At 67.1% G+C, this 26,340-nt stretch carries 24 protein-coding genes; 13 read left to right on the forward strand and 11 right to left on the reverse strand.

The window, feature by feature from the left end:
• Positions 1-25: 25 nt before the first annotated feature.
• Together ACZYYX_RS10830 and ACZYYX_RS10835 are read right to left on the reverse strand one after the other, a co-directional pair.
• On the reverse strand, positions 26-1,114 hold the full coding sequence (locus ACZYYX_RS10830; protein ID WP_463814391.1) for a GGDEF domain-containing protein: 1,089 nt from the start codon (positions 1,112-1,114) through the stop codon (positions 26-28).
• A 13-nt stretch (positions 1,115-1,127) separates the two neighbouring features.
• Positions 1,128-1,907: a DeoR/GlpR family DNA-binding transcription regulator gene (locus ACZYYX_RS10835; RefSeq protein ID WP_463814392.1), complete on the reverse strand. Its 780-nt coding sequence runs from the start codon at positions 1,905-1,907 to the stop codon at positions 1,128-1,130.
• A gap of 135 nt (positions 1,908-2,042) precedes the next feature.
• On the opposite strand from ACZYYX_RS10835, the gene ACZYYX_RS10840 reads away from it, so the two are divergent.
• The 10 genes from ACZYYX_RS10840 to ACZYYX_RS10885 are packed head-to-tail and all read left to right on the forward strand — an operon-like array spanning position 2,043 to position 12,822.
• Positions 2,043-2,918, forward strand: coding sequence for a class II fructose-bisphosphate aldolase (locus tag ACZYYX_RS10840; protein WP_463814393.1), 876 nt, complete (start codon positions 2,043-2,045; stop codon positions 2,916-2,918).
• Positions 2,918-4,243, forward strand: a complete 1,326-nt coding sequence (locus ACZYYX_RS10845) for a D-tagatose-bisphosphate aldolase, class II, non-catalytic subunit (RefSeq protein WP_463814394.1) — start codon at positions 2,918-2,920, stop codon at positions 4,241-4,243. The genes ACZYYX_RS10840 and ACZYYX_RS10845 overlap by 1 nt, the downstream gene beginning before the upstream one ends.
• The gene (locus ACZYYX_RS10850; RefSeq protein WP_463814395.1) at positions 4,240-5,373 is read left to right on the forward strand and encodes an SIS domain-containing protein; all 1,134 of its coding nucleotides are present in this window, start codon (positions 4,240-4,242) and stop codon (positions 5,371-5,373) included. Before ACZYYX_RS10845 ends, ACZYYX_RS10850 begins: the two co-directional genes overlap by 4 nt.
• Entirely contained in the window at positions 5,373-6,368 is a 996-nt protein-coding gene (locus tag ACZYYX_RS10855) for an N-acetylglucosamine kinase (RefSeq protein WP_463814396.1), read from the forward strand. Before ACZYYX_RS10850 ends, ACZYYX_RS10855 begins: the two co-directional genes overlap by 1 nt.
• Positions 6,365-7,321, forward strand: coding sequence for a DMT family transporter (locus tag ACZYYX_RS10860; RefSeq protein WP_463814397.1), 957 nt, complete (start codon positions 6,365-6,367; stop codon positions 7,319-7,321). Before ACZYYX_RS10855 ends, ACZYYX_RS10860 begins: the two co-directional genes overlap by 4 nt.
• Positions 7,318-8,622, forward strand: a complete 1,305-nt coding sequence (melA, locus tag ACZYYX_RS10865) for an alpha-galactosidase (protein WP_463814398.1) — start codon at positions 7,318-7,320, stop codon at positions 8,620-8,622. The genes ACZYYX_RS10860 and melA overlap by 4 nt, the downstream gene beginning before the upstream one ends.
• Before the next feature lie 12 nt (positions 8,623-8,634).
• Positions 8,635-9,915 (forward strand): ABC transporter substrate-binding protein, encoded by a 1,281-nt coding sequence (locus ACZYYX_RS10870; RefSeq protein WP_463814399.1) that lies wholly within the window; start codon positions 8,635-8,637, stop codon positions 9,913-9,915.
• A gap of 6 nt (positions 9,916-9,921) precedes the next feature.
• Positions 9,922-10,878 (forward strand): carbohydrate ABC transporter permease, encoded by a 957-nt coding sequence (locus ACZYYX_RS10875; protein WP_463814400.1) that lies wholly within the window; start codon positions 9,922-9,924, stop codon positions 10,876-10,878.
• Positions 10,875-11,753: a carbohydrate ABC transporter permease gene (locus ACZYYX_RS10880; protein WP_463814401.1), complete on the forward strand. Its 879-nt coding sequence runs from the start codon at positions 10,875-10,877 to the stop codon at positions 11,751-11,753. The genes ACZYYX_RS10875 and ACZYYX_RS10880 overlap by 4 nt, the downstream gene beginning before the upstream one ends.
• A 4-nt stretch (positions 11,754-11,757) precedes the next feature.
• A complete protein-coding gene (locus ACZYYX_RS10885) occupies positions 11,758-12,822 on the forward strand; it encodes an ABC transporter ATP-binding protein (RefSeq protein WP_463814403.1) in 1,065 nt (354 codons plus the stop codon).
• 6 nt (positions 12,823-12,828) lie between these two features.
• Here ACZYYX_RS10885 and ACZYYX_RS10890 read toward each other — a convergent pair whose 3' ends face one another.
• Positions 12,829-13,125, reverse strand: a complete 297-nt coding sequence (locus ACZYYX_RS10890) for a hypothetical protein (RefSeq protein ID WP_463814404.1) — start codon at positions 13,123-13,125, stop codon at positions 12,829-12,831.
• Between the two features lie 228 nt (positions 13,126-13,353).
• Here ACZYYX_RS10890 and ACZYYX_RS10895 point away from each other — a divergent pair, with 228 nt between their 5' ends.
• Positions 13,354-14,043 carry a response regulator transcription factor gene (locus ACZYYX_RS10895; RefSeq protein WP_463814873.1) on the forward strand — a complete coding sequence of 230 codons (690 nt, stop codon included), beginning with the start codon at positions 13,354-13,356 and terminating at the stop codon, positions 14,041-14,043.
• Here the strand turns inward: ACZYYX_RS10895 and ACZYYX_RS10900 are convergent.
• Positions 14,004-15,449, reverse strand: coding sequence for a HAMP domain-containing sensor histidine kinase (locus ACZYYX_RS10900; protein ID WP_463814405.1), 1,446 nt, complete (start codon positions 15,447-15,449; stop codon positions 14,004-14,006). The genes ACZYYX_RS10895 and ACZYYX_RS10900 overlap by 40 nt on opposite strands.
• Positions 15,450-15,526: 77 nt before the next feature.
• The gene (locus ACZYYX_RS10905) at positions 15,527-16,243 is read right to left on the reverse strand and encodes a phosphatase PAP2 family protein (RefSeq protein ID WP_463814406.1); all 717 of its coding nucleotides are present in this window, start codon (positions 16,241-16,243) and stop codon (positions 15,527-15,529) included.
• A gap of 180 nt (positions 16,244-16,423) precedes the next feature.
• Between ACZYYX_RS10905 and efeU the strand changes: the two genes are divergently transcribed.
• Together efeU and ACZYYX_RS10915 are read left to right on the forward strand one after the other, a co-directional pair.
• Positions 16,424-17,338 carry an iron uptake transporter permease EfeU gene (gene efeU / locus ACZYYX_RS10910; protein ID WP_463814407.1) on the forward strand — a complete coding sequence of 305 codons (915 nt, stop codon included), beginning with the start codon at positions 16,424-16,426 and terminating at the stop codon, positions 17,336-17,338.
• A gap of 10 nt (positions 17,339-17,348) precedes the next feature.
• The gene (locus ACZYYX_RS10915; protein WP_463814408.1) at positions 17,349-18,584 is read left to right on the forward strand and encodes a COG4705 family protein; all 1,236 of its coding nucleotides are present in this window, start codon (positions 17,349-17,351) and stop codon (positions 18,582-18,584) included.
• A gap of 3 nt (positions 18,585-18,587) precedes the next feature.
• Here the strand turns inward: ACZYYX_RS10915 and ACZYYX_RS10920 are convergent, their stop codons facing one another.
• From ACZYYX_RS10920 to ACZYYX_RS10945, 6 genes are all read right to left on the reverse strand, one after another.
• Positions 18,588-19,385, reverse strand: coding sequence for an ABC transporter permease (locus ACZYYX_RS10920; RefSeq protein WP_463814409.1), 798 nt, complete (start codon positions 19,383-19,385; stop codon positions 18,588-18,590).
• A gap of 81 nt (positions 19,386-19,466) precedes the next feature.
• Positions 19,467-20,927: a sensor domain-containing diguanylate cyclase gene (locus ACZYYX_RS10925; protein ID WP_463814410.1), complete on the reverse strand. Its 1,461-nt coding sequence runs from the start codon at positions 20,925-20,927 to the stop codon at positions 19,467-19,469.
• Between the two features lie 133 nt (positions 20,928-21,060).
• Positions 21,061-23,538 (reverse strand): Ig-like domain-containing protein, encoded by a 2,478-nt coding sequence (locus ACZYYX_RS10930; protein ID WP_463814411.1) that lies wholly within the window; start codon positions 23,536-23,538, stop codon positions 21,061-21,063.
• 135 nt (positions 23,539-23,673) lie between these two features.
• On the reverse strand, positions 23,674-24,087 hold the full coding sequence (locus ACZYYX_RS10935; protein WP_463814412.1) for a SufE family protein: 414 nt from the start codon (positions 24,085-24,087) through the stop codon (positions 23,674-23,676).
• A 22-nt stretch (positions 24,088-24,109) separates the two neighbouring features.
• Entirely contained in the window at positions 24,110-24,997 is an 888-nt protein-coding gene (locus ACZYYX_RS10940; protein WP_463814413.1) for a sulfurtransferase, read from the reverse strand.
• A 35-nt stretch (positions 24,998-25,032) separates the two neighbouring features.
• Positions 25,033-26,193: a beta-ketoacyl synthase N-terminal-like domain-containing protein gene (locus ACZYYX_RS10945; RefSeq protein WP_463814414.1), complete on the reverse strand. Its 1,161-nt coding sequence runs from the start codon at positions 26,191-26,193 to the stop codon at positions 25,033-25,035.
• Positions 26,194-26,340 lie beyond the last annotated feature (147 nt).

A 26,340-nucleotide genomic window follows, 5' to 3' on the forward strand; every position in this document is an offset into this window, starting at 1 on the left:
ATCGGTTACTCCGGAGTAGGTTCTGTCAGCGCCTGGATTGGCTGTCGGTGGCGTGGTGGTAGACGCGGTTACCACCGGCACGCTTGGCCTGGTACATCGCCACGTCGGCCTGCGCGGTGAGCCGCCGCAGGGTGTCGACGATGTTGGCGCCGTCGATGCCGACGATGAGTGTGGTGGCCGTACCGACGCTGGCCGTCAGCGAGTGCTCTCCCGTGGTGACGGCATGGCGGGCCCGCTCGGCGATGGCGGGGATCTGCGTGGCGGCGATGATGTCGGCGACGAGAAACTCTTCACCACCGACGCGGCCGATGGCCGCCGATGCCGGCATGCCGGCGGTGAGCGCGCGGCCGATCGAGACCAGCGCGTCATCGCCGGCGCTGTGCCCCTTGGCGTCGTTGAGCGCCTTGAAACGATCGAGGTCGATCATCACCAGGACGAGGTGGGTGCCGCCGTGCTGACCGTCGAGGACCGCTCTGACGACTTCGCGTTCGAAAGAGCGGCGGTTGAGCAGGCCGGTCAGCGGGTCGCGGTCGGATTGGATGAGATCGATTCCGAGTGCGTGGACGGCGATTTGAAAGACCAGTGGTGCCACGGCATTGAGTTGCAGAACGAGGACGATCATCGACGCGGCCAGGACCGATTGCCCGTCGCGGATCAGTTCGACAGAGTGGATGCCCGCTACGGTCAGCGCGATGGCGAGGTTGACGGTGAGCAGCCGGCTGGAATGGAAGAACGCGAAGTAGATGCCCGGCAGCGCCAGCGCGGTGCATCCGACGAGGCCGATGCTCGGGTTGCCGGCGATCCAGGTCGATGCGGCGACGCTGGCCGAGAAGCTCAGGCCGTAGGCGACCGACTGGTTACGGGTGGGCCAGCGTGTCAGCCACAGCACCAGCCAGCCGAGATGCAGGGCCGCGACGACGAGGCTGACGGCGAGGAAGATGCGGCCGTGCACTTCGCCGGGGTCGTAGAGGGCGTTGAGCGGGAACAGAAGCGCCGCGGCGGAGATCATCGCCATCCCGATCCGGACAGGACGGTCGAACCGGCGCGCGTGCAGATAGCCCGACAGCCAGTCGTACTGATCGGGTAGTGCCCACCAGTGCTTGACCGCGTTCACGAAAGCCGCTCCGTCACTCAGCGTCGACGACGTGCACGCGCACCCCGGCGGCGGCGATGCGATCGAGTTGCTCGCGATCAGCGGTGGAGTCGGTGACGAGGTGGTGGATCTGCGCCGGCGCCACCATCTTGGCCAGGGTCACGTTGCCTATCTTCGATCCGTCGACGGCGACCACGACGCGCTGGGCGTTGGATGCCATCGCGATCGCCGTGCGGGCCTCGGCCTCGTCATAGGTGGTGGCGCCGATCTCAGCGGACATGCCGTCGGCGCCCAGCACCGCTGTACCGACGGTGATCACCTGAAACGCGTGCTCGGACATGGGGCCGACTGCCTCCAGCGAGTTGGAACGCACCAGGCCCCCGGTCGCGATCACCTTCATGTGTGCGTCGACGGCGCAGTCGGCCGCGATGGTGAGCGAGTTCGTGACAACGGTGATGTGGGGGCGCCCTTTGAGCGCGCGGGCGACCTCGCCGCACGTGACGCCGCCGGTGAGCGCGACGGCCTGCGGGCCGGGCGGGACGAGGGCGGCGGCGTGCTGGGCGATGCGGCGCTTGATCGCGACCATGCGGTGGTCGCGCAGGCGCACCGGGATCTCACTGCCGCTGGGGTCGAGGGCCCTGGCGCCACCATGTGTGCGCACCAGCAGGCCCTGCTCCTCGAGCTCGGCCAGATCGCGGCGCAGCGTGGCGGGGGAGACGCGCAGCTCGGTGCACAGCACCGTCGATTCGACCTCGCCGCGGTCCCGCAGGACCGACAGCACCTCCCGCATCCGGTCGGTGCGCTTGATGGACATTCGGCACTCCTGGGTGTCGGACCGGGGCGAGCGATCAGTTTTCCTGATCGTTTGACCGGTTGGTATTGCGCGTTCTGAGCGAGCTTCTCATAGTCAAGTGATGCACCGCACACATCTGGTGAAGGAGGTCATCGCGTGACGCTGGCGTCGACCTCGGATCTCATCGCCGCGGCCATCGAAAACCGCTGCGCGATCTTGGCTTTCAACGCGATCACTCTCGAGCATGCCGAAGGGATCGCCCTGGGCGTGGAGCGTGCCGGAGCCGCCGCGCTGATCCAGATCAGCGAGAACACCGTGAGATTCCACGGCGGAGCGCTCGCGCCGATCACCGCGGCATGTGCGCAGATCGCCGCCGCGTCGGCCGCACCGATAGCCGTGCACCTCGACCACATCCAGGATTCGGCCTTGCTCGACGAGGTCGTCGCCACCGCGCCCGCCCTCGGCGTCACCTCGGTGATGATCGACGCGGCACACCGCGATGTCGACGAGAATGTAGGTCAGACAGCCGCTTTCGTCCAGCGTGCCCATGATGCCGGGCTGTACGTGGAGGCGGAGTTGGGTCAGGTGGGCGGCAAGGACGGCCGCGTCCTCGGCGCCCACGAGCCCGGTGCCCGCACCGATCCCGGCGAGGCGGCGGCGTTCGCGGCGCGCACGGGCGCGGACGCGCTGGCGGTGGCGGTGGGCAGCTCGCATGCGATGACGACCCGCGACGCCGAGCTCGACATGGCGCTGATCCGGGAGATCGCCGCCGCGGTGTCGATTCCTCTTGTGCTGCACGGCTCGTCGGGGGTGTCCGACGAGAACCTGGGTGCCGCGGTCGCTGCCGGAATCCGGAAAGTCAACGTCGGCACGGCGCTCAACATCGCTTACACGGGCGCAGTACGCACCGTCCTGGACTCCGATGCCGCACTGACGGATCCGCGCAAGTATCTGATCCCGGCGCGAGAGGCGGTGGCCGACACGGTGGCCCACCTGTGTCGCGTGGTCGCGATCGCGGGGGTGCAGGCGTGATGGCCGGGACGCAGATGCTGCGGCGGGTCGACTGGCTTGCCGACGTGGTGGCCCGGCACAAGGGTGGCGAGCCGGTCGGGGTGTATTCGGTGTGCTCGGCGCATCCCACCGTGCTGGAGGCGGCGATCGTGCAGGCGGCCGCCGACGGCGGGTTCGTGCTCATCGAGGCGACCTCGAATCAGGTCGACCAATTCGGCGGGTACACCGGCATGCGGCCCAACGACTTTCGTGACCTGGTGTTCGGGATCGCCGACGCAGAGGGTTTCGCCCGCGACCGTGTGGTGCTCGGCGGTGATCATCTCGGCCCCAACAGGTGGCAGCGGGAGAACGCCGACGTCGCCATGGGTCATGCGGAGACGCTGATCGCGGCCTACGTGGCGGCGGGCTACCGCAAGATCCACCTGGACTGCAGCATGCGCTGCGCCGACGATCCCGCCGTGCTGTCCGACGAGGTCGTCGCTGAGCGCAGTGCGCGGCTGCTGGCGATTGCCGAGGACACGGCGCGCCGCAGCGGTGTCGACGCGCCGGTGTACGTGATCGGGACCGAGGTGCCCGTTCCCGGCGGCGCACACGAGACGCTGGACCGGCTCACCCCCACGCCCGCCGATGCGGCACGGGCCACGCTGGCCGCGCACCGCAGCGCATTCGCCGCCGTCGGCCACGACGACGTGTGGCCGCGGGTGATGGCGCTGGTGGTCCAGCCTGGCGTCGAGTTCGACCACCTCCAGGTGATCGACTACGAGCACTCGGCCACCGCCGAGTTGCGGCGCGTGCTCGATGACGAGGCCCATCTCGTCTTCGAAGCCCACTCGACGGATTATCAACGCCCCCAACAGCTCCGCGAACTCGTCGACGACCATTGGGCCGTCCTAAAAGTGGGACCTGGACTGACCTTCGCGATGCGCGAGGCACTGTTCGCGCTGGCCATGATCGAGACCGAACTGCTGCCGCGGCCGGCACGCTCGAACCTCATCGAGGTGATCGAGCGGCGCATGCTCGCCGAGCCCGGGTACTGGCAGGACTATTACGAGGGCGATCCCGTCGCTCAGCGCACCGCCCGCCGCTACAGCTACAGCGACCGGCTGCGCTACTACTGGGCCGACGAGGAGGTCGACGCCGCGCGGCGGATGCTGCTGGCCAACCTCGATCGCGTCGGTATCCCACTGCCGCTGATCAGTCAGTTCCTGCCCCTGCAATACGAGCGCATTCGCGCCGGCCTGCTCGACCACGATGCGGAGGCCCTCGTGGTCGACCGCGTCCGTGACGCGCTGCGGCCCTACGCCGCCGCGTGCCGCGCCGACAACCCTGGAGGTAGCCCACGATGACCCAGACGTCTGTGCCGGATCAGAAAGATGGCGGCGCAACCATTCTCGAGATCGGTCAGCAGCCCGACGCCTGGCGGGAGGTGGCAGGCAGGTCCGACGGGCACGCCGAGGCCTTCGTGCGGGACCTGCTGGCGCGCCCCGATCTGCGGATCATCCTCACCGGGGCGGGCAGTTCCGCGTTCGCCGGCGAGATCGCCGCGCCGCTGCTGCGCCGACATCTGCGCCACCGCGTCGAGCCGATCGCCACCACGAGCATTGTCGCCAGTCCGCTCGATCACCTCGAGCCCAACACCCCCACGCTGCTGGTGTCTTTCGCGCGCAGCGGCAACAGCCCCGAGAGCCTGGCCACCACCGCACTGGCCGATCAACTGGTCGACCAGGTCTGGCATCTGGTCCTCACCTGCGATCGCGAGGGCAAGCTGGGCCGCGCGCACGCCGACCGGCCGGACTCGCTGGTGGTCTTCATGCCCGACCGCACCAACGACTCCGGTTTCGCGATGACATCGAGCCTCACCTCGATGCTGCTCACCTGCCTGCTGATGCTCGGTCCCGCTCAGCCGAACCAGGTCGAGGCGCTGGCCCGTGCCGCCGAACACGTGGCCGGCCGCCAAGACGACATCCGGGCGCTGGCGCACTCCAAGAAACAGCGCTTCGTCTATCTGGGCAGCGGGCCGCTGGAGGGTTTGGCGCGCGAATCCGCGCTCAAACTCCTGGAATTGACCGCCGGGGAGGTGGTCACGTACTTCGACTCACCGCTGGGCTTCCGGCACGGTCCGAAGTCGGTGCTCGACGAAGACACCCTCGCGGTGGTCTACGTGTCCACCGATCCCTACACCCGCCGCTACGACCTCGACATCATCGCCGAGTTGCGCAGCCAGCTCGGCGCCGACGCCGTCCGCGTGATCAGCGCCGTCCCGATCCCCCAGGAGTACGGCGACGCATTGGTGCTGCCCGGCCTCGACGATCTGCCCGACGCGCTGGTCGCGCTGCCGTATCTGGTGTTCGGGCAGTACCTGGCGCTGTTCACGTCACTCGACTACGACAAGACGCCCGACAATCCGTTCCCCTCGGGGGAAGTGAGCCGGGTCGTCCGCGGTGTCACCATCTACCCGATGGCCGGAGCCCGTTGATGGCGCGCTATCTCGGCGTCGACGGCGGCGGGTCGAAGACGGCGTTCGCGTTGATCGACGATGCCGGCCACGTGCTGGCCCGCGCCACCGCACCGACCTCGTACTATTTCAACGACGGCTTCGACGTCGTCGAACGCGTTCTCTCCCAGGGTATCACCGACATCTGCACCCAGGCCGGCATCGACACCGCCGGCATCGACGCCGCGTTCTTCGGCCTGCCCGGCTATGGCGAGGCCAGCGGTGACATCGCGGCGCTGGACTCGGTGCCTGCTGGGGTCCTCGGCCACGACCGGTACAGCTGCGACAACGACATGGTGTGCGGCTGGGCCGGCTCGCTCGGCGGCGAAGACGGCATCAACGTGATCAGCGGCACCGGCTCGATGACCTACGGGGAGCGTCGGGGTGTCGGGCATCGCGTCGGCGGCTGGGGTGAGCTCTTCGGCGACGAGGGCTCGGCGTACTGGGTGGCGACCCGCGGCCTCAACGCGTTCAGCCGGATGAGCGACGGCCGCATGCCCCGCGGCCCGCTCTACGATCTGCTCAAGGCGCGCTTGGAGATCGGGGGCGACCTCGACGTCGTCAGCCTGGTCATCGACACCTGGAAGGGCAGCCGCGGCTCGATCGCCGCGCTGGCGACCACCGTCTGCCAGGCCGCGCAGAACGGCGACACCGCAGCCGCGCAGATCCTCGACGACGCCGTCGCCGAACTCGTTGCGCTCATCGAAACCACCCGCACGCTGGTCGGTTTCACCGACGACGAGACCGTTCCGGTCTCGTACTCCGGCGGCATGTTCTCCGACGCCACGCTCCTCGCGGGGTTCACCAGCGCGCTGCGCGCCCTCCCCGTGCACTACGACCTGCGGCAGCCGCTGCTCGACCCTGCGGTCGGCGCGGCGCTGTACGCGGCCAAACACGGCGGCCACTCGTTGAGCACTGCAGCGATCGCCGAATTATCGAACACTGCAACCACATCCGAGAAGGTGACGCTGCCATGACTGGAGCCATGACCGACAACACTGCCAAGCCGGCGCGGAGCTGGATCTTCTACGCCACCTTGCTGATCCTGTTCTGGGGGGTGTGGGGCGCGTTCTCCGCCTTGCCGGCGACCTGGTACGGCTACCCCGACGAGATGATCTACTGCATCTGGGCGCTGACCATGATCATTCCCGCAGCGTTCGCGCTCAAGGGGCAGAAGTTCGACCGCCGCCCGCAGGCCACGATCTACGGTCTGCTGATCGGGCTGACCGGCGCAGGCGGACAGCTGCTGTTGTTCCAGGCGCTCACCATCGGCCCCGCGTATCTGATCTTCCCGATCGTGTCGATCTCCCCGGCGATCACCGTGGTGATGGCGATGGTGCTGCTGCGCGAACGCATTCGCGGCCTGGCGATCGTCGGCTTGATCTGCGCCCTGGCGGCCATCGTGCTGTTCAGCATCACCAGCAGCGACTCCGACGCCTCGACGGGACCGTGGCTGCTGTTGGCCGTCGTGATCTGCGTGGCGTGGGGCGTGCAGGCGTACTTCATGCGCAAGACCGCGACGCTCGGTGTCAACGAGGCCACCACGTTCGGCTGGATGGCCATCAGCGGACTCGCGCTGATCCCCGTCGCGATCATCTCGATGGGTGGCTTGCCGCTCGACTTCGGTTGGAAAGCACCGTTGTTGACGGCCGGGACCCAGCTGCTCAACGCGGTCGGCGCGCTGTTCCTGGTGATGGCGCTGGCCCGCGGCAAGGCCTCGATCGTCGCGCCGACCACCAACGCACTCGCGCCCGCGCTGACCATCGTGGTGTCGCTGATCGCCTACCAGACGCTGCCCAGCCCGTACGGCGCCATCGGCATCGTGCTGGCACTCGTCGGCTCGACGCTGATGGTCTACGCCGACGAGAAGCGCGGCGAGGAGCCGACCGCGGCCGTGCTGGAACCCACCACGAAAGGCACCCGTCAGTGAAACCGACGATCGCGATCATCGGCGCCGGCAGCGTCGAGTTCACCCGCGAACTCCTCGGCGACATCCTGTCGTTCCCCGAACTCGGTTCGGTGCGCGTCGTGTTGCACGACATCGACGACGAACGGTTGGAGACCGCCGAGGCGATCACCCGGGCCACCGCCCGCGCGGCCGGTGCCCAACCGGCGGTGGTGTCCACGACGGATCGCCGCCGCGCACTCGACGGTGCCGACTACGTCATCAACACCATCGCGGTCGGTGGGCACGAGGCGACGGTGCGCGACTTCGAGATCCCGGCGAAGTACGGCCTGAACCAGACGATCGCCGACACCATCGGCGTCGGAGGTATCTTCCGCGGGCTTCGTACGTTCCCGGTGCTCGCCGGCATCGCCGCCGACATGGCCGAGATGTGCCCGGACGCATGGCTGCTCAACTACACCAACCCCATGGCGATGAACGTGACCTACCTGCACCGGGTCGCGCCGAACCTGAAGGTGCTGGGGCTCTGCCATTCGGTCTACTGGACGATGGTCGGCCTGTGCGAGCTCATCGACGTGCCCTACGACGAGGTGTCCTACTGGTCGGCCGGGGTGAACCACCAGGCGTGGGTGCTGCGCTGGGAGCGAGGCGGCCAGAACCTCTACCCGCTGCTCGACGAACGCATCGCCGCCGACCCGGAGCTCCAGCGCCGCGTGCGGGTCGACATGTACCGCCGACTCGGCTATTACCCCACCGAGACCAGCGAGCACAGCAGCGAATACGTGCCGTGGTACCTGCATGACCCCGACGAGATCCAGCGGTTGCGGATCAACATCGGCGAGTACGTGTCGATCAGCGAGGCCAACATCGCCGAATACCGCCGCGTGCGCGCGGAATTGGCCGACACCGACACCCTGCCGATCGACACCGGTTCCACCGAGTACGCCCCGCAGGTCATCCACTCGCTGGAAACCGGTACGCCGCGGGTGATCTCGGCCAACATCGCCAACGCCGGCCTCATCACCAACCTGCCCGACGGGCTGGCCGTCGAGGTCCCAACGCTGCTCGACTCGCTCGGCGCACACCCGATGGCGGTCGGCGATCTGCCCCCGCAGTGCGCCGCGCTCAACCGGGGCTTCCTCGGCCCCGTCGACCTGACCGTGCGCGCCGCCGTCGAAGGCGACCCTCGGCTGGTGCGCGCCGCAGCGATGGTCGACCCGAACACCGCCGCGTCGCTGAGCGTCGATCAGATCGCCGATCTGTGTGACGAACTGACCGCTGCGCATTCAGATCTGCTGCCCGAATCGTTGCGAACCCACCACTAAGGAGTGTCCACCGTGATCAGACGCCGCCTCTGCATTGCACTGCTCGCCGTCATCGCGCTCGTCCTCGCCGGGTGCGGGGGCGGGGGTCCGTCGTCGTCGGGACCCACCGAGATCGCGGTGTGGCATGGCTACCAGGACACCGAGGGGGAGGTGTTCAAAGGCCTGATCGCGCAGTACAACAAGGACCATCCCGACGTGAAGGTCAACGAGCTGTACTCCAGCAACGATCTGGTGCTGCAGAAGGTGCTGACCGCGGTCCGCGGCGGCAGTGCGCCCGACGTGGCGTACATGTTCGGCTCGTGGTCGCCCAACATCGCGCAGATCCCGCAGGTGGTCGACATGGCCGAGGAGGTGAAGAAGCCCGACTGGCAGTGGGACGACTTCTATCCCGCCGAGCGCGACGCCGCCACCGTCGGCGAGAAAGTCGTCGGGGTGCCGGCGCTGGTCGACAACCTCGCGATCGTCTACAACAAGAAGCTGTTCGCCGATGCGGGCGTCGCGCCGCCCAGCCCGGACTGGACGTGGGACGACTTCCGCGCCGCCGCAGCCAAACTCACCGATCCCAGCAAGGGGCAGTACGGCTGGTTGATCCCGGCCGACGGCAGCGAGGACACCGTCTGGCACTACATCCCGATGCTGTGGGAGGCAGGCGGCGACATCCTGTCGCCGGACAACGAGAAGGCGGCGTTCAACTCCGAGGCGGGCGTCAAGGCGCTGACCGTGCTGCAGCAGATGGCCGTGAACGACAAATCGCTGTATCTGGACACCACCAACGAGAACGGTCCGAAACTGATGAACAGCGGCAAGGTCGCGATGCTCGTCACCGGTCCGTGGGATCTGAGCCAGCTCAGCGACATCGACTACGGCGTGCAGGTGATGCCGACGTTCGCCGGATCGTCGGGTGGTCACCAGACCATCGCCGGGCCGGACAACTGGGTGGTGTTCGACAACGGTAACAAGAAGAAGCAGGCGGCCGTCGACTTCGTGAAGTGGCTGTCGGCGCCCGAGCAGGTGAAGGCGTTCTCGCTGGGCACCGGCGATCTGCCGATCCGGCAGTCGGTCGGCAAAGACCAGCAGGTCCTCGACAAGCTCAATGAAAACGTGCCGGGCACAGGCGTGTTCGTGGAGAATCTCAACAACGTGAAGAAGGTCCGGCCCACCGTCGAGCAGTACCCCGACGTCTCCGACGCACTGGGGCAGGCGATCGTCGCGGTGATGCTTGGCAAGCAGCAGCCTGCCGACGCACTGAACGCGGCCGCGCAGGCTGCGGACGCGAAGCTGGCCGAGAAGTAGCTGGAGATGGTGACCACTGACCCCAGGTCCGGTGCGGCGGTGGCGGCACCGCCCGCACCGCCGCCGGCCCGGCCTCGGCGCCGGTGGCGTCTGGGGGGCACCGACGGGCTGACCGGGTGGGCGCTGGTCACGCCGGCGATGGTGCTGATCGGGATCTTCGGGCTGCTGCCGGTGCTGATGTCGCTGCAGCTGTCGTTCCAGAAATCCGATCTGTTGACGCCGGAGACGCCGTGGGTGGGTTTCGACAACTACCGCAAGATGGCCGACGACCCGGTGTTCCTCGACGCGATCAAGCACACGATCATCTACACGGCGCTGTTCGTGCCAGGCACCATGATCGTCGGGCTGCTGGTCGCCGCCGCGCTGAACCGCTCGGTGCGGTTCATCTCGGTGTACCGGACCGCGGCCTACATCACGATGGCGGTGTCGACGATCTCGCAGGGCATCATCTTCCTGTGGCTCACCGACCGTGACTACGGGTTGGTCAACGCCGCGCTCAACGCGGCCGGGGTGCCGTCGCAGCCGTTCCTGGCGTCGCCGTCGCAGGCGATCTACGTGATCGTCGCGATGACGATCTGGGGCTGGACCGGCTTCTCGGTGATCGTCTATCTGGCTGCGCTGCAGGGTGTTCCGCCGGAGCTGCACGAGGCGGCCGCGATCGACGGCGCCAATGCGTTCACCCGGTTCCGCACCATCACGGTGCCGCTGCTGGGTCCGGCCAATTTGTTCCTGCTGGTGTGGCTGACCATCAACGCGCTGCAGTTGTTCGACGAGGTGTACGCCACCACCCGCGGCGGGCCGCTCCGCGCGACCACGGTGATCGTCTACTACCTGTGGGACCAGGCGTTCGTGCATTTCGACGCCGGCTACGCCGCGGCGATGGCCTACGTGCTGTTCGTCGTCATCCTGATCGTCACGGCCGTGCAGTTCCGGCTGGCTCGCAGATTCGCGCACCACCCGTGACGGCCACAGTGCCATCGACGAGGACCTCCTCGAATCGCTGGCGGCTGCCGTTCAGCCCGTGGCATCTGGTGCTGATCCCGCTGAGCTTCCTGCTGATCGTCCCGTTGCTGTGGATGCTCATCACGTCGCTGGAGACCGAGGGGGAGGCCAACCACTTCCCGCCGGTGCTGTTCCCGGCCAGTCCGCGGTTCGCCAACTACACCGAGGCGTGGGCGCAGGCGCCGTTCGGGCACTTCTTCTTCAACAGCCTGACGGTGACCGCGGTGGTGTTGGTCAGCAATCTCGTGGTGTGCAGCCTCGCGGGTTATGCGTTCGCACGTATCCGGTTCCTCGGCCGCGGAGCGCTGTTCGTGACGTTGATGGCCACACTGATGGTGCCGTTCCAGGTGACGATGATCCCGGTGTTCCTGATCGTGAAGTGGTTCGGCGACAACGTGTGGGAGGGCATGGGCATCGACCACATCGGTGCGTTGATGCTGCCGAACCTCGCGACCGCGTTCGGGATCTTCTTCCTGCGTCAGTTCTTCCAGACCGTGCCGGTTGAACTCGAGGAGGCGGCCCGCGTGGACGGGACGTCGCGGTTGGGTGTGCTGTTCAAGATCGTGCTGCCGCTGTCGATGCCGGCGATGTCGACGTTGGCCGCGCTGACGGTGCTGACGTCGTGGAACGACTTCCTGTGGCCGCTGATCGTCATCACCTCACAGGATCAGATGACGATCCCGTTGGGGCTCAGTTATTTCCAGGGAGCCCATCACGTGCAGTGGCCGTTGCTGATGGCGGCCAACGTGATGAGCCTGTTGCCGATGCTGTTGGTGTTCGTCGTGGCGCAGCGGTATTTCGTGCAGTCGGTCGCCAGTACCGGAATCAAGGGGTAGGACGTTGGCAGAGGTCGAGTTTCGCAACGTGTCCCGTCGCTACGCAGGCGGCGTCGCCGCGCTGAAGGATTTGAGTCTGACCGTCGCCGACGGGGAGTTCCTGATCCTGGTGGGCCCGTCGGGGTGCGGCAAGAGCACGGCGCTGCGGCTGCTCGCCGGTCTGGACAAGCCGAGCGACGGTGAGATCCGCATCGGCGGGCAGGTGGTCAACGGACTGGGCCCCGGGCAGCGGGACATCGCGATGGTGTTCCAGAACTATGCGCTGTACCCGCACATGACCGTGTACCGGAATCTGGCGTACGGGCTCAAGCAGCGTAAGACGCCGCGGGCGGAAATCGAGCGCCGGGTTCGGGACACGGCGGATCTGCTGCAGATCGGGGAGTTGTTGAACCGCAAGCCCGGTCAGCTCTCGGGCGGGCAGCGGCAGCGGGTGGCGATGGGCCGGGCGCTGGTGCGCGAGCCGCAGGCCTTCCTGCTCGACGAGCCGCTGTCGAATCTGGATGCCAAGCTGCGCAACCAGGTCCGCGGTGATCTGAAACGGCTGCACCGGGAGGTGCCGGTCACGTCGGTGTACGTCACCCACGATCAGGTGGAGGCGATGACGCTGGGGGATCGGCTGTGTGTGATGGCCGGCGGTGAGGTGCAGCAGATCGGCAGCACCGACGACGTGTACCACCGGCCGGCGAACACGTTCGTCGCTGCGTTCATGGGCAGCCCGCCGATGAATCTGATTGCCGGCCAAGTACGTTCGGGCATGTTGCAGCTCGGTGGCGCCGAGCTGTCGTCGGTGCAGTGCGCCGACGGCCCGGTGACGGTCGGGGTGCGGCCCGAACATCTTCAGCTGGGCAGCGTTCACGCCGAAGGCGCGGTGCCGGCGCGTGTCGATTTCGTCGAACCGCTGGGCAGCCACGCGTTGGTGACAGCGGTGGTGGACACCCCGGAGCCGACGCGGGTGATCGCGCAGGCGCCGGCGGGCGCGTCGTGGGACGCGGGTGCGCAGATCGGGCTGATCGTGCCCCGGGAGAAGACCTATCTCTTCGACGCCGAGACCGGAAAAGCGTTGCCGTAGAGCGGGTTACCAGCCGCCGATACCGGGGCCGACGCGCACGCCGCTGAAGCCGCCGGCCTTGGTGCCGGGGGTGGCGACGGGGGACTGACGGATCGCCCCGCCGGCGGGAGCCAGGATGTAGCCGTCGCGCACCTCGCCCTGGGTGGAGTCGCGGCGGACCTCACCGGCGCCGGGGCTTTTCACCCACGGGCTGGGGCGCATGTCGTCGGCCTTGGCCAACGCGGTGCCGAAGCTCATGGCCCCCGCCGTCATCGCGACGGCCAGCGCGGCAAGCGCCAACGCCGAACGCTTCGTCAAAGACATGTTCAGTGACATGGTCAAGGTGCCCCCCAGTAGGTGTTGCCATACGCGTCGCTCCCCGAGCGCCTGACGTTACAGGAGGGGGTGTTGTTGCGGTGCCTGCAGGCCAGATTGCACTGACGGGCGTGACGGCAGCCCTGCGTGCAATCTCGCCCACAACACCAGGGACCTGCACCTGGCGCGATGCGTACCTGCTGGCCGAAGCGCAGCGTCGAGTGAAGGATGGCTCTCGTGAAGGTGCTGATCGTCGAAGACGAGGAGCGGTTCGCTGCCACCCTCGCCATGGGGCTGCGCGCCGAGGGCTTCGTCGTGGTGCACGCGGACAACGGAATCGACGGCTTGTGGGAGGCGACCGAGCATTCGTTCGACGTCATCGTGCTGGACATCATGCTGCCCGGGCTCAATGGCTATGAGGTACTGCGCACGTTGCGCGCGCGGGAAGTGTGGACGCCAGTGCTGATGCTGACCGCCAAAGACGGTGATTACGACCAGGCAGACGCCTTCGACCTCGGCGCGGACGACTATCTTTCGAAGCCCGCTGCATTCGTCGTGTTGCTGGCCCGGCTGCGAGCGCTGCTGCGTCGCGGTGCCCCGCAGCGTCCCACCGTGTTGACCGCCGGCACGTTGCGTCTGGACCCTGCGCGTCGCGTCGTCGAGCGCGGTACGACGCTGATCGAGCTGACCCCCCGCGAGTACGGCGTCCTCGAATATCTGATGCGTCACAAAGACACCGTCGTCACCAAACACGACATGCTGCACAACGTGTGGGACGCCCACTACGCCGGACCTGACAACGTGGTCGAGGTCTACGTCGGGTATGTGCGCCGCAAGATAGATGCGCCTTTCGGCACCGATACCATTCGTACGATCCGGGGTGTCGGCTACCGGTTGGATTCCGGCGAGGCCGGTAGCGGGAACTGACTCATCGCTGGTGTGTTCGCCGATCCCGCCAGGGGAATGCGCACGGTGAACAACGCGCCGCCATCGGTCCGCTCGCCGACACCCACGCATCCGTCATGAGCGGCGACGACCTCCGAGACGATCGCGAGGCCGAGCCCGCTGCCGCCGCCGCGGCGAGACCGATCGGAGTCCAACCGGACGAACCTGTCGAAGACCCGCACCCGTTCGGCTTCCGGAATTCCTGGGCCGTCGTCGCCGACGGTCAGCACAGCGGTCGACCCCTCCGGGTAGACCCGCACTTCCACCCGAGATATCGCGTGGCGAGCCGCATTTTCCAACAGATTGCGCAGCATGCGGGACAAGCCTCCCGGATCGCCGATCAGCCGGGTCGGCGTCACCTCTGCGTCGACCGTCAGCGAGGTGCAGCGCAGAAGTCTGCCCACCTCGTTGGATGCGACATCGTCGAGGTCGACGTCCGTGTGCCGCAGTGCGAGTCCCCGCTCGTCGGCTCGGGCCAGCAACAACAGATCCTCCACCAGGGATTGCATGCGTTGCGCCTCCGGTCGCAAAGTCGACTCGGCGAGCTCACGATCGAGGATCTCGGGGTGCACGGAAGCGACGTCGAGCGCCGACAAGATGGCCTGAACGGGGCTCCGCAATTCGTGCGAGGCGTCACCCACGAACCTCCGCTGGGCGTCGTGCCCCGCTTCGATACGGGCAAGCATCTTGTTCATCGTGACAGCGAGGGCAGAGATTTCGTCATGATGCGACGGGACCGGTACCCGCTCGGCGAGGTGGGACGTGGTGATGTCGGCGACGCGCGCGCGAATCGCGTCGACGGATCGAAGCGACCTGGCGACCAGGAAGTAGGTCACCGCCCCGGCGACGACGCTGACGACCGGCGCAGCGCCGGCGAGCAGGACAAGAACGGTCGCGACCGTCGTCTCCACCGCTTCGCTTCCCGCGCCGACGAGGATGGTGTAGGGCCCGCTGCGGGCATCGACGGTCTGGCCGCTGATCCGCATATCGCCGTCGGGTGAGGCATCGTCGGACAACCCGATCCGGCCACCGGTGCCGATGGTCGACGGTGCGACGAGCGGAGCATCGGGTGCGGAGGCCGACCGCCTGACGACGGCTCCGAGCGAGTCGATCACCTGCACCGCAACAACACGCTGGTCGGTATCGAGCAGGGCGGAGTCCAGCTGGGCCGGCGTGTCATAGGCCAATGCCGCCACCACGTCGCCCACCCGGGTGGCCGCTGCCTCGTCGACCCCGGCGAGGAGTGACCGGTACAGAATGACGGCCAATCCCGCTCCTGCGATGGCGAAGGTCACCAGCACAACCGTTGCCGATACGAACGCCGACCTCGCCGAGATACCCCAGTAGCGGGCCCGGAGCCACGTCGCGGGCTGCCTCAGTCGAGGCATGGGCTGTTCTCGGGACCGGCCCGCATCATCTCCTCCTGCATGAATGGCAGGCATGCGTCGCGACGCGACTGTGAGAATCATGCCACCCGCGTGGCCGCCGGGATCGGCGACTCGGCACGATGTCTGCCCTGATGCTCGGCCGATTGCGTGACGGTAGCCAACAGCGATGCCCCGAAAGCGACGGCGACGCCGCCGAGCAGCATGCCTGCGACGACATCGGTCAGCCAATGCACGCCGAGGTACAAGCGTGTGATCGCGATCGTGATGGTCGCCGCCGTCACCGCACCCGCCACGGCGAAGCGCATAGCTCGACTGCGGTTCTTCGCCACCACGACGGCGACGATGCCGAGCAGTGCCAACGTGCCGGTCACGTGCCCTGACGGGAATGAGTGATCGACCTCGTGCAGGAGTTGCACGGACCGAGGGGGTCGCTGAGCGCCGACGGCGAACTTCGCCAGCGTGCTCGCTGCGCTGGCCGCCGCCAACGTGGCGATGACGACGAGACCGGACTTCGGCGAGGACTGACGCCACCACATCAGGCAGGCGACGAGCAACGCCAGCAGCGTGATCGCGACAGGACTGCCGGCGTCGGTGATGGCAATCGCAGCGGTGGTGGTCCAGGGCCGCCGGTGCTCGGTCATCCAGTTCAAGACGGCGTGGTCGATCGCTGTCCCGTGACCGGCGTGGTGAGCCACGACCGCCAGGCCGCCGAAAGCCAGCGCGAGCAGCGTGATGAGAACGGTGGTGGGCCTGCCCGGTCGATGGGTCGACATGGCCGTCCTGTGTCTGTCCATGACACCAGATTCCGTCGTATCGGCTGAGACGGCGCTGAGGGCGCGGACACTGCGGCGCCCGTGGATGCACCCGACAGTTCTCAGCGTGCTCTCAGCGGAGCAGCCCTACCGTGGGCCAGGCCATTCGCACAGGCTCGCCTTACCTAACTCTCCGAATTCGACAAGAAGGGATCACCTGAGGTGAATCTCGCTGACGGTGCCGGCGCACCGTCCATCGCCGTCCAGCTGGCGGGAAGCGGTCTCATCGGTGTCCGCGAGGGACTGGAGACCGGCATCGTCGTCATGATCTTGGTGGCCTTTCTCGTCAAGTCCGATCGTCGAGACTCGCTCAAGTGGGTCGCGGTGGGCGTGCTGAGCGCTGTGGCACTCGTGGCCGCCATCTTCGTCGGCATTCACTACGGCACGTCCACGCTGTCGGGACTGACTGCCGAACTGACCGCCGGCCTCGCGTCGCTGGTGGCAGTCGTGATCATCACCTGGATGGTGTTGTGGATGCGCACCGCCGCGCGCGGCATCTCCGGTGACCTTCGCGCCGGAATGACCCGGGCGCTGTCCGTTGGTCCGATCGCGGTGACAAGCCTGGCTTTCCTGTCCGTCGGACGGGAAGGTGTGGAGACTGCGCTGCTGATGGTCGGCTACGCCGAGAACACTGCAGGGAGTTCGTGGCCGCTGGTGGGTCTGCTGCTGGGCATCCTGATCGCTGCCGTGCTCACGGTTCTGCTGTACGCCGGGTCGTTGCGGATCAATTTTGCGACGTTCTTCACGTGCACGGGCGTCCTTCTGGTCATCGTGGCTGCCGGCATCCTCGCGTACGGAGTGCGAGCCCTCCAGACTGTCGGTTGGCTTCCCGGCGTGTCCCACAACGCCTTCGACGTGTCAGTCCACTTCGATTTGTCGAGTTGGTACGGCGCCGTGCTGCAGGGGATCTTCAACTTCCGTCCGGATCCCACTGTCCTTCAGGCGGTCGCTTGGTGTGTCTACACCGCTGTCGTCCTGGTCCTGTTCCTCCGTCCGCGGCCAACGCCGGCCACAGCCAACGAACCGCGAAAGGCCTCGCGAGCGGTTCTCAGCGAGACCTCAGCGGAGCTTTCGTAAGTTGCGCCTTGTGAGTGAGCGAACGAGTTCGGCGACCGTCACGGCGCGGCGGGAAACACTGAGCAAGGTGCCGGAGATCACCGTCTGGTTCTGGGTGATCAAAGTTCTGTGCACGACCGTCGGTGAGAGCTTTGCTGACTGGATCAACATGACTCTCGGCGTCGGCTTACACCTCACCGCGGCGCTTTTCACGGTGGTGCTGGCGGTCGTGCTGGCGTGGCAGCTCGCACTGGACCGCTACGTGCCGCTCGCGTATTGGTTCACCGTCGTCGTGGTCAGCGTGACCGGCACGCTCTACACCGACATCCTCACCGACGACCTCGGCGTCCCACTGGCCCTCAGTACCAGCGTGTTCGCGGTGCTGCTTTCGGTCGTCTTCGCGGTGTGGTGGGCCAGGGAGCGCACGCTGTCGATCCACAGCATCACGACGCTGCCCCGCGAATTGTTCTACTGGCTGGCGATTCTCGTTACGTTCGCACTCGGAACAGCGGCGGGGGATTGGACGTTGGAGCTCACCGGGTGGAGCCCTGGTGTCGCAGTCCTGCTACCGGCTGGACTGATCGCGGCCGTCGTCGTGGGCTGGAAACTTGGCGCCAACAGCGTGCTGTCGTTCTGGCTGGCGTACATCCTGACTCGGCCGCTGGGAGCCAATCTCGGCGACTGGCTTGGCTTTCCGAAGGATCAGCAGGGGCTGGGTCTTGGGGTGGCGGTCACCAGTGTTGTCTTCCTCGCTGCCATCTCGGCCACAATTGTGTTCCTGACTGTCACCCGAGCCGATGTCATCGAGCGGTCTGACACGACGGCTACACAGAACCCCCGTCGGGAGAAGGTCATGTTGGGGTACTTCGTGGTCGTCGCGGCCGCCACAGCCGCACTGATGGCGTGGGCACACGCCCAACCGCACGGGGCTGCTCCGGGAACCGAGGAGGCTCCTGCAGCCGTCACCGCCATCGCCCCGGGTCAGGCGGCCAGCTTCCCCGCGGCCGACGTCGCCAACTTCCGCAGCATCGCCGAGGACGCGCTGACCAAGGTTCGGGCCGGCGACCAGGCTGGCGCGATCTCCGCCGCGAAGCGTCTCGAAACCGCCTGGGACGATGCGCAATCCAGGCTTGAAACCATTGACGGCGGCACATGGTCGGCCATCGACGGACGCATCGACGCTGTGCTCTCGTCCGTCCGAGGCGCCAACCCCGACCGGGCCACAGAGACGCAGACCCTCAACGATCTCCTCTCCGCCCTCCGCTGACCGCTACTGACGTCGAGTCCACGGTAGGAGGCGTCTGCGCGACGACGAGGTCTCCGAGGCGCAGCGACGAATGCGTCCGCGAGCGATCAACTCACCGGTGATGGCTACGGCGCAGGCTTGGGCGAGCATCAGCGAAATCAACACCATCACCTGGACCGCGCCCGCCTGCGCTGCGGAACCCGTCGCGAGCAAGACGCCCACGAACGCTCCGGGCAGGGTCACCAGACCGGCGGTGCGCGCTTGATCGAGATTCGGGAGCAGAGCATCACCGAGAGGTCGCTCGATCACTTCCATCCGTGAGTCACGTTCAGACAAACCAAGACTCAGCGCTGCTTCGACTTCCCCTGCTCGAAGGGTCAAGGCGTCGAGCGCTCGGCGGGCAGCCACCGCCGCGGCGGTCATCGTGCCGCCGAGGACGATGCCGAAAACTGGAACCAGCGCAACACCGGTCATCGGCACCACATGGCTCAGGAGCAGCAGCGGTATCACGGAGGCCATTCCCGTCGCGAGTGGCGCGGCCAGCCACAGCGAGCCGGCATCGGCCTCGCTGCGGCGCGCCGCGGTGGCGGTGGCCACTGCGTACATTACGACGAGCACCAGTATCGAGGACCACAGCCGGGCCATCGCGGCAGCCAGCACCGTGGCAACCGTGGCCAGCTGTACCGCAGCGCGGATGCCGGCGCCCGGTACGGTCCACGCAGAGCCACGGAGGGCGAACCTGGAAACCAGTGCTGCCGCCGCTGCCATGACGACACAGACGACTATGAGACCCGGGCCGAGTAGCGGTTCGTTGCTGGTCACGATCAAGTGTCGCACCGCTCGATCTCTGGTCGTCGCTCCCGATCACTATCGGCTCGGTCGTCGACCTGGCGAGACGCCAAATCAGTCCGCGGCGTAGGGCTCCGGTCCGCACCAACGGTTGCCGCCCCGTCTCTTGGCGCGATACATGGCCCGGTCGGCGCGCTCGAGGGCACTGTCGACCGTGTCGGGAGTGACCATTGCGATTCCGATGCAGACCCCGCCTGGGGAGAGGGTCTCGACCTGCTCGACCAACGTCTGGGCCAGGTGGTGAGCCTGCGCGACCGTGGTGTGGGGAAGGAGGACGGCGAACTCGTCGCCGCCGATGCGGGCGACGACGTCGGAGAGGCGTAACCGCGCTTTGATCGTGTCGGCCACAGTCTTGAGGTAGGTGTCGCCCGCAGCGTGGCCGCTGTAATCGTTGATCTGTTTGAGCCCGTCGAGGTCGATCATGAAAAGTGCTGCTTCGTCCGAGATCCCGTGACGGCTGGCGGTCGCCGCGTACTTCGCCAGCTCTTCGTCGAATCTGCTCCGGTTGTACACGCCGGTGAGAGCGTCCAGGGTGGCCTGGCGCCGGAGGCGCTCTTCGTCGCGGCGCCGCGCCGAGATGTCTTCGATGTGGGAGATGAACGACCGTGGCTGGCCGGAGTCGTCGTGTGCCATGAAGACCGAGAGCCGGACCCACAGGACGTGACCGTCTCGGGTGTAATAGCGCTTATCCATCTGATAGCTGGCGATCTCTCCGGCCAGCAGTCGCGACGCCTCGGCGAGGTCGATGTCGAGGTCGTCGGGATGGGTGATGTCCTGGAACGTCAGGTGCATCAACTCCTCGGCGTCGTATTCGGTGATTCGGCAGAACTCCCGGTTCACGCGCTGGAAGCTCCCGTCGAGGCCGATGACCGCCATGCCGACGGGTGCGTTGGCGAACGCCGCCGCGAAGGTGGAGTCGATCCCGTCGGTCTGCTCGACCACCTGGTTCTCCAGGGCAGCGTGCAGCGCAACGCTTTCCACTGCCACCGACGTCACGTCGGCCAACGCCTGCAGGAGAGCCACTTCGCGGTCGGAGGCCTGGCGTTCCTGAGCCCAGTAGCACCCGATGGCGCCGACCGGGTCCTGCCGGCGGATGGGAACCATGACCAAACTCTTCACGAAGGTCGGCCGGTAGGCGTCGTGGGGAATGCGCGGGTCGCTGTAGATGTCGGAGATCGCCGCGGGCTGTTTGTGCAGCATGGTCCACCCGCTGATGCAGGCGTCCAGCGGGAAGCGTTTGCCCTTCCACAGCGGCGTGATCGCGTCTTCGTCGGCGTAGAAACACATGCCTCCGTCGCGAAGGACGAAGGTGGAGCCGTCGCAGCCGGTGAGTTCGCGCGCCGTCGTGGCGACGACGCTCTGCACCTGCGCCAATGACCGCGCCAGCGACAGCTCTTGGATGACGTCGGTCAACCGTGTCATCCCCCGCAGATAGTCGGCGTCCGAGAAATAGTGGGCTTCGTCAGCGGTCGGATCTTGCGGCTGGTCCCCGAGGGGCGACGCACCGGATGTCACACCACACTCCCTCAGGTCGTGGCGACAAGAATAGTGCTCACTCTCAACCAGAGTGAAGCAGCCAGTCCCTTCGGTCCGGATCGCGTTCCCGGTCGTGGGCGGCCGTCCTGAATGCAATTTCACCTGCAGCAGCTCACAGATCCTTGATGTGGATGTAGCCGTTGAAGTAGCTGCGACTCACCGTTCGGGTCTTGTACACGCCGGTGTAGCCGTAGTTGTACTCCTCGATCACCAGGCTGTCGCCGTTCACGGCGGCGACCCACGCGACGTGACCACTGCTCAGCCAGCCGACGGACCCGACGGCGGGCGTGCTGTTCACGGTGTAACCGAGCGCCCGCGCATTCGCGGCCCAGTTCGTTGCGTTGCCCCAGCGGCCCCCGCGCATGGTATTGGTGAAGGCAGCGCCATTGACCGAATTGAGGCGCCACGCCACGAACGAGGTGCACTCGCGGTTGTAGAACCCCCACGGATCGACCTTGCTGTCCAACGCGGCGTTTTTGAGGCTGGCCGGATAGTCGTCGCCGCGGACGCCACCGGAGCCGGGATTGCCCCCGCCGCCTCCGGGGTTCAGACGGCCCGCGTGGCGATCCCATAGAGCCGTAGATCCTTGGTAGACAACAAGATTGCCGTCGTCTTGCAGTACGATCCGGGCGCCGGGGTAACCGTTGGTCTTCGTGCTCCACACCCCGCTCTGTGGTGCCGGGGTGTAGAGGACGAAGTTTCCGTCGCCCTGCATTGCCGCGCGCAATCCCGCCCGTCCGTTCGTTCCGGAGGACCAGAGTGCGGCGTTGGTTTGGTTGTCGTATTCGACGAGATTGCCGTCGCCTTGCATGACCAGCTTGTAGCGGCCGTTGTGCGACAGGATGTATTGGTTCGGTTGCAGCCACTGTCCGGCGTCGAGGTGATCCGGGATGGGCGCGACGGGCACCGAGACCGTCGCGACCGTCGACAACGTCCCATCTGAGACGACCACGGTGAAGGTGTCGGTGAGGCCGCCGGTGGTGGGGCGTTGCGAGGCGGTGGGCGTGTAGGTGAAGGAGCCGTCGGTGCCCACGGACACCACGCCTCTCGCCGGCCCCGACCCGAGCGTGAAGGTGAGCGGATCGCCTTCACCGTCGGAAGCGCCGACCGAGCCGGACAGCACGCCGCTGATGGCATCCGGCTGGCCGACGTTGACGGCGCCAAGGATGGGTGGGGTGTTGCCGGTGAGCGGCGCGATGGTGACTGTGACTGTCTTCGTCGCGACTCCGCCGTGCCCGTCACTGACGGTCAGCGTGAGCGTGTCGGTTCTGACGGCCTTGCCGGCCCCGGGCGCGCCGGCGGCCCGCCGTGCGGTGATCGTCGGTGTGTAGATGAACGTGCCTGTTGCGGCATCGAGGGTCACTGTGCCCTTGGTCGCCCCGGTCACGCTGAACGCCAGGGTGTCTTTGTCGGAGTCGGAGCCACTGGCGGTTCCGGTCACCACGCCGGTCGATTTGTCGGGGTTCTTGACGGTCACCTTGATTTTCGGCGCGCGGTTGGTCGGACTGACGGCGACCGTGATGATCTGCGTGGTCAGGCCGCCGTGTCGATCGTCGACGGTCACCATGAACATGTCGGCCCTGTCGGCTCCCGGGGCGGTGCTCGACGACGCGGCATGGCGTGCCGTGGCCAACGGTGTGTAGGTGTACGCGCCTGTCTTCGGGTTGATGCTGACGGTGCCCTTGCCTGCGAGCGACGCGCTGTAGACGACGGTGTCGCCGTCTGCATCATGGACCTCGACGGTGCCGGAGACGGCTCCTCGGGAGTTGGGCGAGCGAGGGGTGGTGTTCGTGATCACCGGTGCGGTGTTGAACGGCGCGATCGGGACGGTGACCGAGCCCTGGGTTCGTCCGCCATAGTTGTCCTGGACTTCGATGGCTATGGTCGCCGAGGTGGGCCCGCCGAGGGTGGCTGCTGCGTGGCGGGCGGCAGCATTCGGCGTGTAGATGAAGGACGCTGACGATGTCGAGCCGGACACGATCATTTCGGGGACCCACTCGATCGTTCCGGTCGGTGTGGAGCTGCTGCCGAAGAAGCCCGCCGGCTCGCCGTCTGGGTCATCAGCCGTCATGACGACGCGAACCGCGCCGGTGGTGGGGTCAGGTGCTTGGACATCCGTCGTGAAAGTCGGCGCCGTGTTGGTCGCTCCCGCCGACAGAGCCTGTGTGGCAACGGTATTGGCTGTCTTGTCGTCGACGTTTCGGCGGACTGCCGCGAGGATGGCCGACACCACGGGCTTGTCGAGGGGGCCGTCGGAGTCGGGCGGGGGAATACGCCGCGTCACACGCTCGGCGCTCTCGGGGTTGGTGACTCTGACGGTTCGGCGCGTTCCGGTGCCGGATTGTTTGTCATCGACCGAGCGCTTGCTTCTGATCTGGCGGTCGCCGCGATGCGATTCAGTGGACGTACGCGGCGAACCGACACGGGCGTTGTCGTTGTCCGACGATGACGACGAGGCATCGTCGGCGTTGGCGACACCGGCTCCCGCCAGGGCGGCGGCACCGACGCCGAACGCGACTGCTCCGGCGCCAAGCCACGCGTAAGGCTGGCAGCGCCGCCGATTCTTGCGCATCGCCGAATGTGCACCCATGGTGTGGACCCCCGTCCCAGACCTGCGCCCGACTGCAGCCAGGGAAGGACATCCGGCACGGGGCTCTATCTATTTACCACACCGTTAGTTTGTAATCCGGATTTGCTGAGAATGCGGCTAGCGGATTATCGCCCGTCAACTCGCGAGGCGGCGCTTGATGCGGGTGAGCATCGCCGACATGCCGCGCAGCCGCAGCGGACTGATGAGCGCCCCGAGCCCGAGGTCGGCGTAGAAGTCGTCGGGCACGGCGAGGATGTCGTCGGCGGACTGTCCATCCAGGCCCGCGGCCAGAATCGCGGCGAACCCTCGCGTGGTGGGCGCTTCTGCGGGAGCGCTGAAGTACAGGCGCACGTGGTCGCGGTCGTCAGCGTCGACGTGCAGGAACAGGGGGGACTGGCACTCCGGCACCGGTTCCATCGCCGCTTCTTCCAAAGTCGACGGGAGCTCGGGAAGTTCGTTCGCGAACTCCAACAGCATGGCGAGCTTGTCCTGGCCTTCGACCTCCTGGAAGTCGGAGACCACCTCGGCCAGCGCTGCCGGCATGCTCATAGCTGCATCGTCCGCTCGCGACTCACGGCGCCTCGCCGGGCTCTTCCCCGACCGCCACCGGCACCCGCACGGCATTGCCCCACTCGGTCCACGAACCGTCGTAGTTACGCACGCCCTCGCGGCCCAGCAGGTGGGTCAGCACGAACCAGGTGTGGCTGGAGCGCTCGCCGATGCGGCAGTAGGCGATCGTGGGTCCGCTGTCCGGCAGGAACCCGTAGAGCTCGTCGAGTTCGGCTCGGCTGCGGAACTTTCCGTTGTCCTGGGCGGCCTTGCCCCACGGGACCGACACCGCGGTCGGGATGTGACCGCCGCGCAGCGCACCCTCTTCGGGGTAGTCGGGCATGTGGGTGCGCTCGCCGGTGTACTCCTGCGGGGAGCGCACGTCGATCAGCGGCTCCTTACCCAGCGCAGCCAGGACATCGTCTTTGTACGCGCGGATGGGGGCGTCGTTGCGTTCGACGACGGGGTAGCCGGTGGTCTGTTTGTCCGGCACGTCGAGCGTGGTGTCACGGTGGTCGCCGATCCACAGCGAGCGGCCGCCGTCGAGCAGCCGCACGTCGGGATGGCCGAACAACGTGAACACCCACAGGGCGTAGGCCGCCCACCAATTGCTCTTGTCGCCGTAGATCACCACGGTGTCGTCGCGGGAGATGCCCTTGCGGTTCATCAGGTCGGCGAACTGCTCGCCGGTGATGTAGTCGCGCACGGTCGCATCGTTGAGGTCGGTGTGCCAGTCGATCTTCACCGCGCCGGGGATGTGGCCGGTGTCGTAGAGCAGCACGTCCTCGTCGGATTCGACGATGGCCAGGCCCGGCCGACCGAGATTGCCCGACAACCAGTCGGCGGTCACGAGCCGTTCGGGGTGGGCGTAGGACTGCAGCGCGGGGCTGGGATCAGGCGGTAGCGGCACGTCAGTCAGCCTACCGGTGGGCGCTGCAGGCATCCTCATGCAACAGGGGCGAGGACGACGGCCGCGTTGTGCCCTCCCATGCCCAGCGAGGTCTTCAGGGTCAGCCCGGACCGCATCGGGGTGAGGCCGTCGAGCAGTCGGGGATGGCCGGGTGCGACGGTCGGCGGGGCGGGTACCTGTTCCTCGGCGTAGCCCAGTGCCGCCGCGGCGACCTCGACGGCGGCCGCGGCGCCCTGGCAGTGCCCCGTCAGGGGCTTGACCGAATAGATCTGGGCGGCGCCGCCGAGGACCTCGTCGAGAACAGCCGCCTCGACCGTGTCGCACTGCTGGGTGCCGGGTCCATGCGCGTTCAGGTAAGCGATATCGGTTGCCTCGACCCCTGAGGACGCCAACGCCTCGAGCACGCAGCGGTCCACCTCGGTCCGGGACGGATCCACCGACGTGAGGTGGAAGGCGTCGTGAGTCATCGCGCCGCCGAGCACGTGTACGTAGGGCGCGTCACTGCGCCGGGACAGCACGAAGGACACGGCGGCCTCGCCGGCCGGGAACCCCCGGCTGCCTTGCTGGAACGGACGGCAGGCGTCGAGCGGGTCGGTGTCGACGACACCCACGCCGAGTCGGACGAAGTGCTCGACATTTTCCGGCGTCAACGACAGGTCGGTCGAGACGAACACGACGTCGTCGACCATGCCGGTGTCCAACCACATCTTCGCGGTGATGAGCGCGGCGTTGCCCGACGCGCACATCGCCGACACGTTCATGGCAGGGCCGTGAAACCCGTACTCCTGCATCAACATCGACACCGGGGTGGACGGCATCAATGCCAGGTAGTCGCGGATCCGACGGTTGGCATGGTCCTCCAGATAGAACGCGCGCCAGCCCTCGACCTCGGCGATCACGACCGCGTGCAACAGGCCCACCCTGGGCCCGGGTGCCCAGCCGCGGCGGCGGGCGTCGATGATGGCTTCGCGCGCCGCGGCGCGCATCGCCTGTGCGAAGCGGCTCAGACCGTCGCGGGGATCGCCCTCGTCGCGGACCCGGGCCAACCAGGCGTCGTCGTTCTCGCCCGGCCCGAACCCTGGGTACAGCGTGGCGGCCGGCTTCCCGCTGGCCAGCCCGTTCCACAACATGTCCCTGCCCCAGCCGTAGCCGGTGACAGCCCCGATTCCCGCGATGCCCATATGCGCACTGTTCATGTGATTCCCTTCGTGGTTGTGGTGCCCCGGCGGGGCCTTGACTCGATTAGTCCCCAATTGGCGGCGGAGCACTAGCCCAAAGGCCAGGTCGCGGCCATACTCAGGAGTAACGCGTTTCGTGACAGCTGCTGCCATAGTTGCTGAATG

The sequence above is a fragment of the Mycobacterium sp. IDUB_1 genome (assembly GCF_055419625.1).

Coding starts and splice junctions, on each gene's coding strand:
- ACZYYX_RS10835 (WP_463814392.1), bottom strand. CDS start 1,907: ATGTCCATCAAGCGCACCGACCGGATGCGGGAGGTGCTGTCGGTCCTG.
- ACZYYX_RS10845 (WP_463814394.1), top strand. CDS start 2,918: ATGGCCGGGACGCAGATGCTGCGGCGGGTCGACTGGCTTGCCGACGTG.
- ACZYYX_RS10850 (WP_463814395.1), top strand. CDS start 4,240: ATGACCCAGACGTCTGTGCCGGATCAGAAAGATGGCGGCGCAACCATT.
- ACZYYX_RS10855 (WP_463814396.1), top strand. CDS start 5,373: ATGGCGCGCTATCTCGGCGTCGACGGCGGCGGGTCGAAGACGGCGTTC.
- ACZYYX_RS10860 (WP_463814397.1), top strand. CDS start 6,365: ATGACTGGAGCCATGACCGACAACACTGCCAAGCCGGCGCGGAGCTGG.
- ACZYYX_RS10875 (WP_463814400.1), top strand. CDS start 9,922: ATGGTGACCACTGACCCCAGGTCCGGTGCGGCGGTGGCGGCACCGCCC.
- ACZYYX_RS10890 (WP_463814404.1), bottom strand. CDS start 13,125: ATGTCTTTGACGAAGCGTTCGGCGTTGGCGCTTGCCGCGCTGGCCGTC.
- ACZYYX_RS10900 (WP_463814405.1), bottom strand. CDS start 15,449: ATGCCTCGACTGAGGCAGCCCGCGACGTGGCTCCGGGCCCGCTACTGG.
- ACZYYX_RS10905 (WP_463814406.1), bottom strand. CDS start 16,243: ATGGACAGACACAGGACGGCCATGTCGACCCATCGACCGGGCAGGCCC.
- ACZYYX_RS10930 (WP_463814411.1), bottom strand. CDS start 23,538: ATGGGTGCACATTCGGCGATGCGCAAGAATCGGCGGCGCTGCCAGCCT.
- ACZYYX_RS10935 (WP_463814412.1), bottom strand. CDS start 24,087: ATGAGCATGCCGGCAGCGCTGGCCGAGGTGGTCTCCGACTTCCAGGAG.
- ACZYYX_RS10945 (WP_463814414.1), bottom strand. CDS start 26,193: ATGAACAGTGCGCATATGGGCATCGCGGGAATCGGGGCTGTCACCGGC.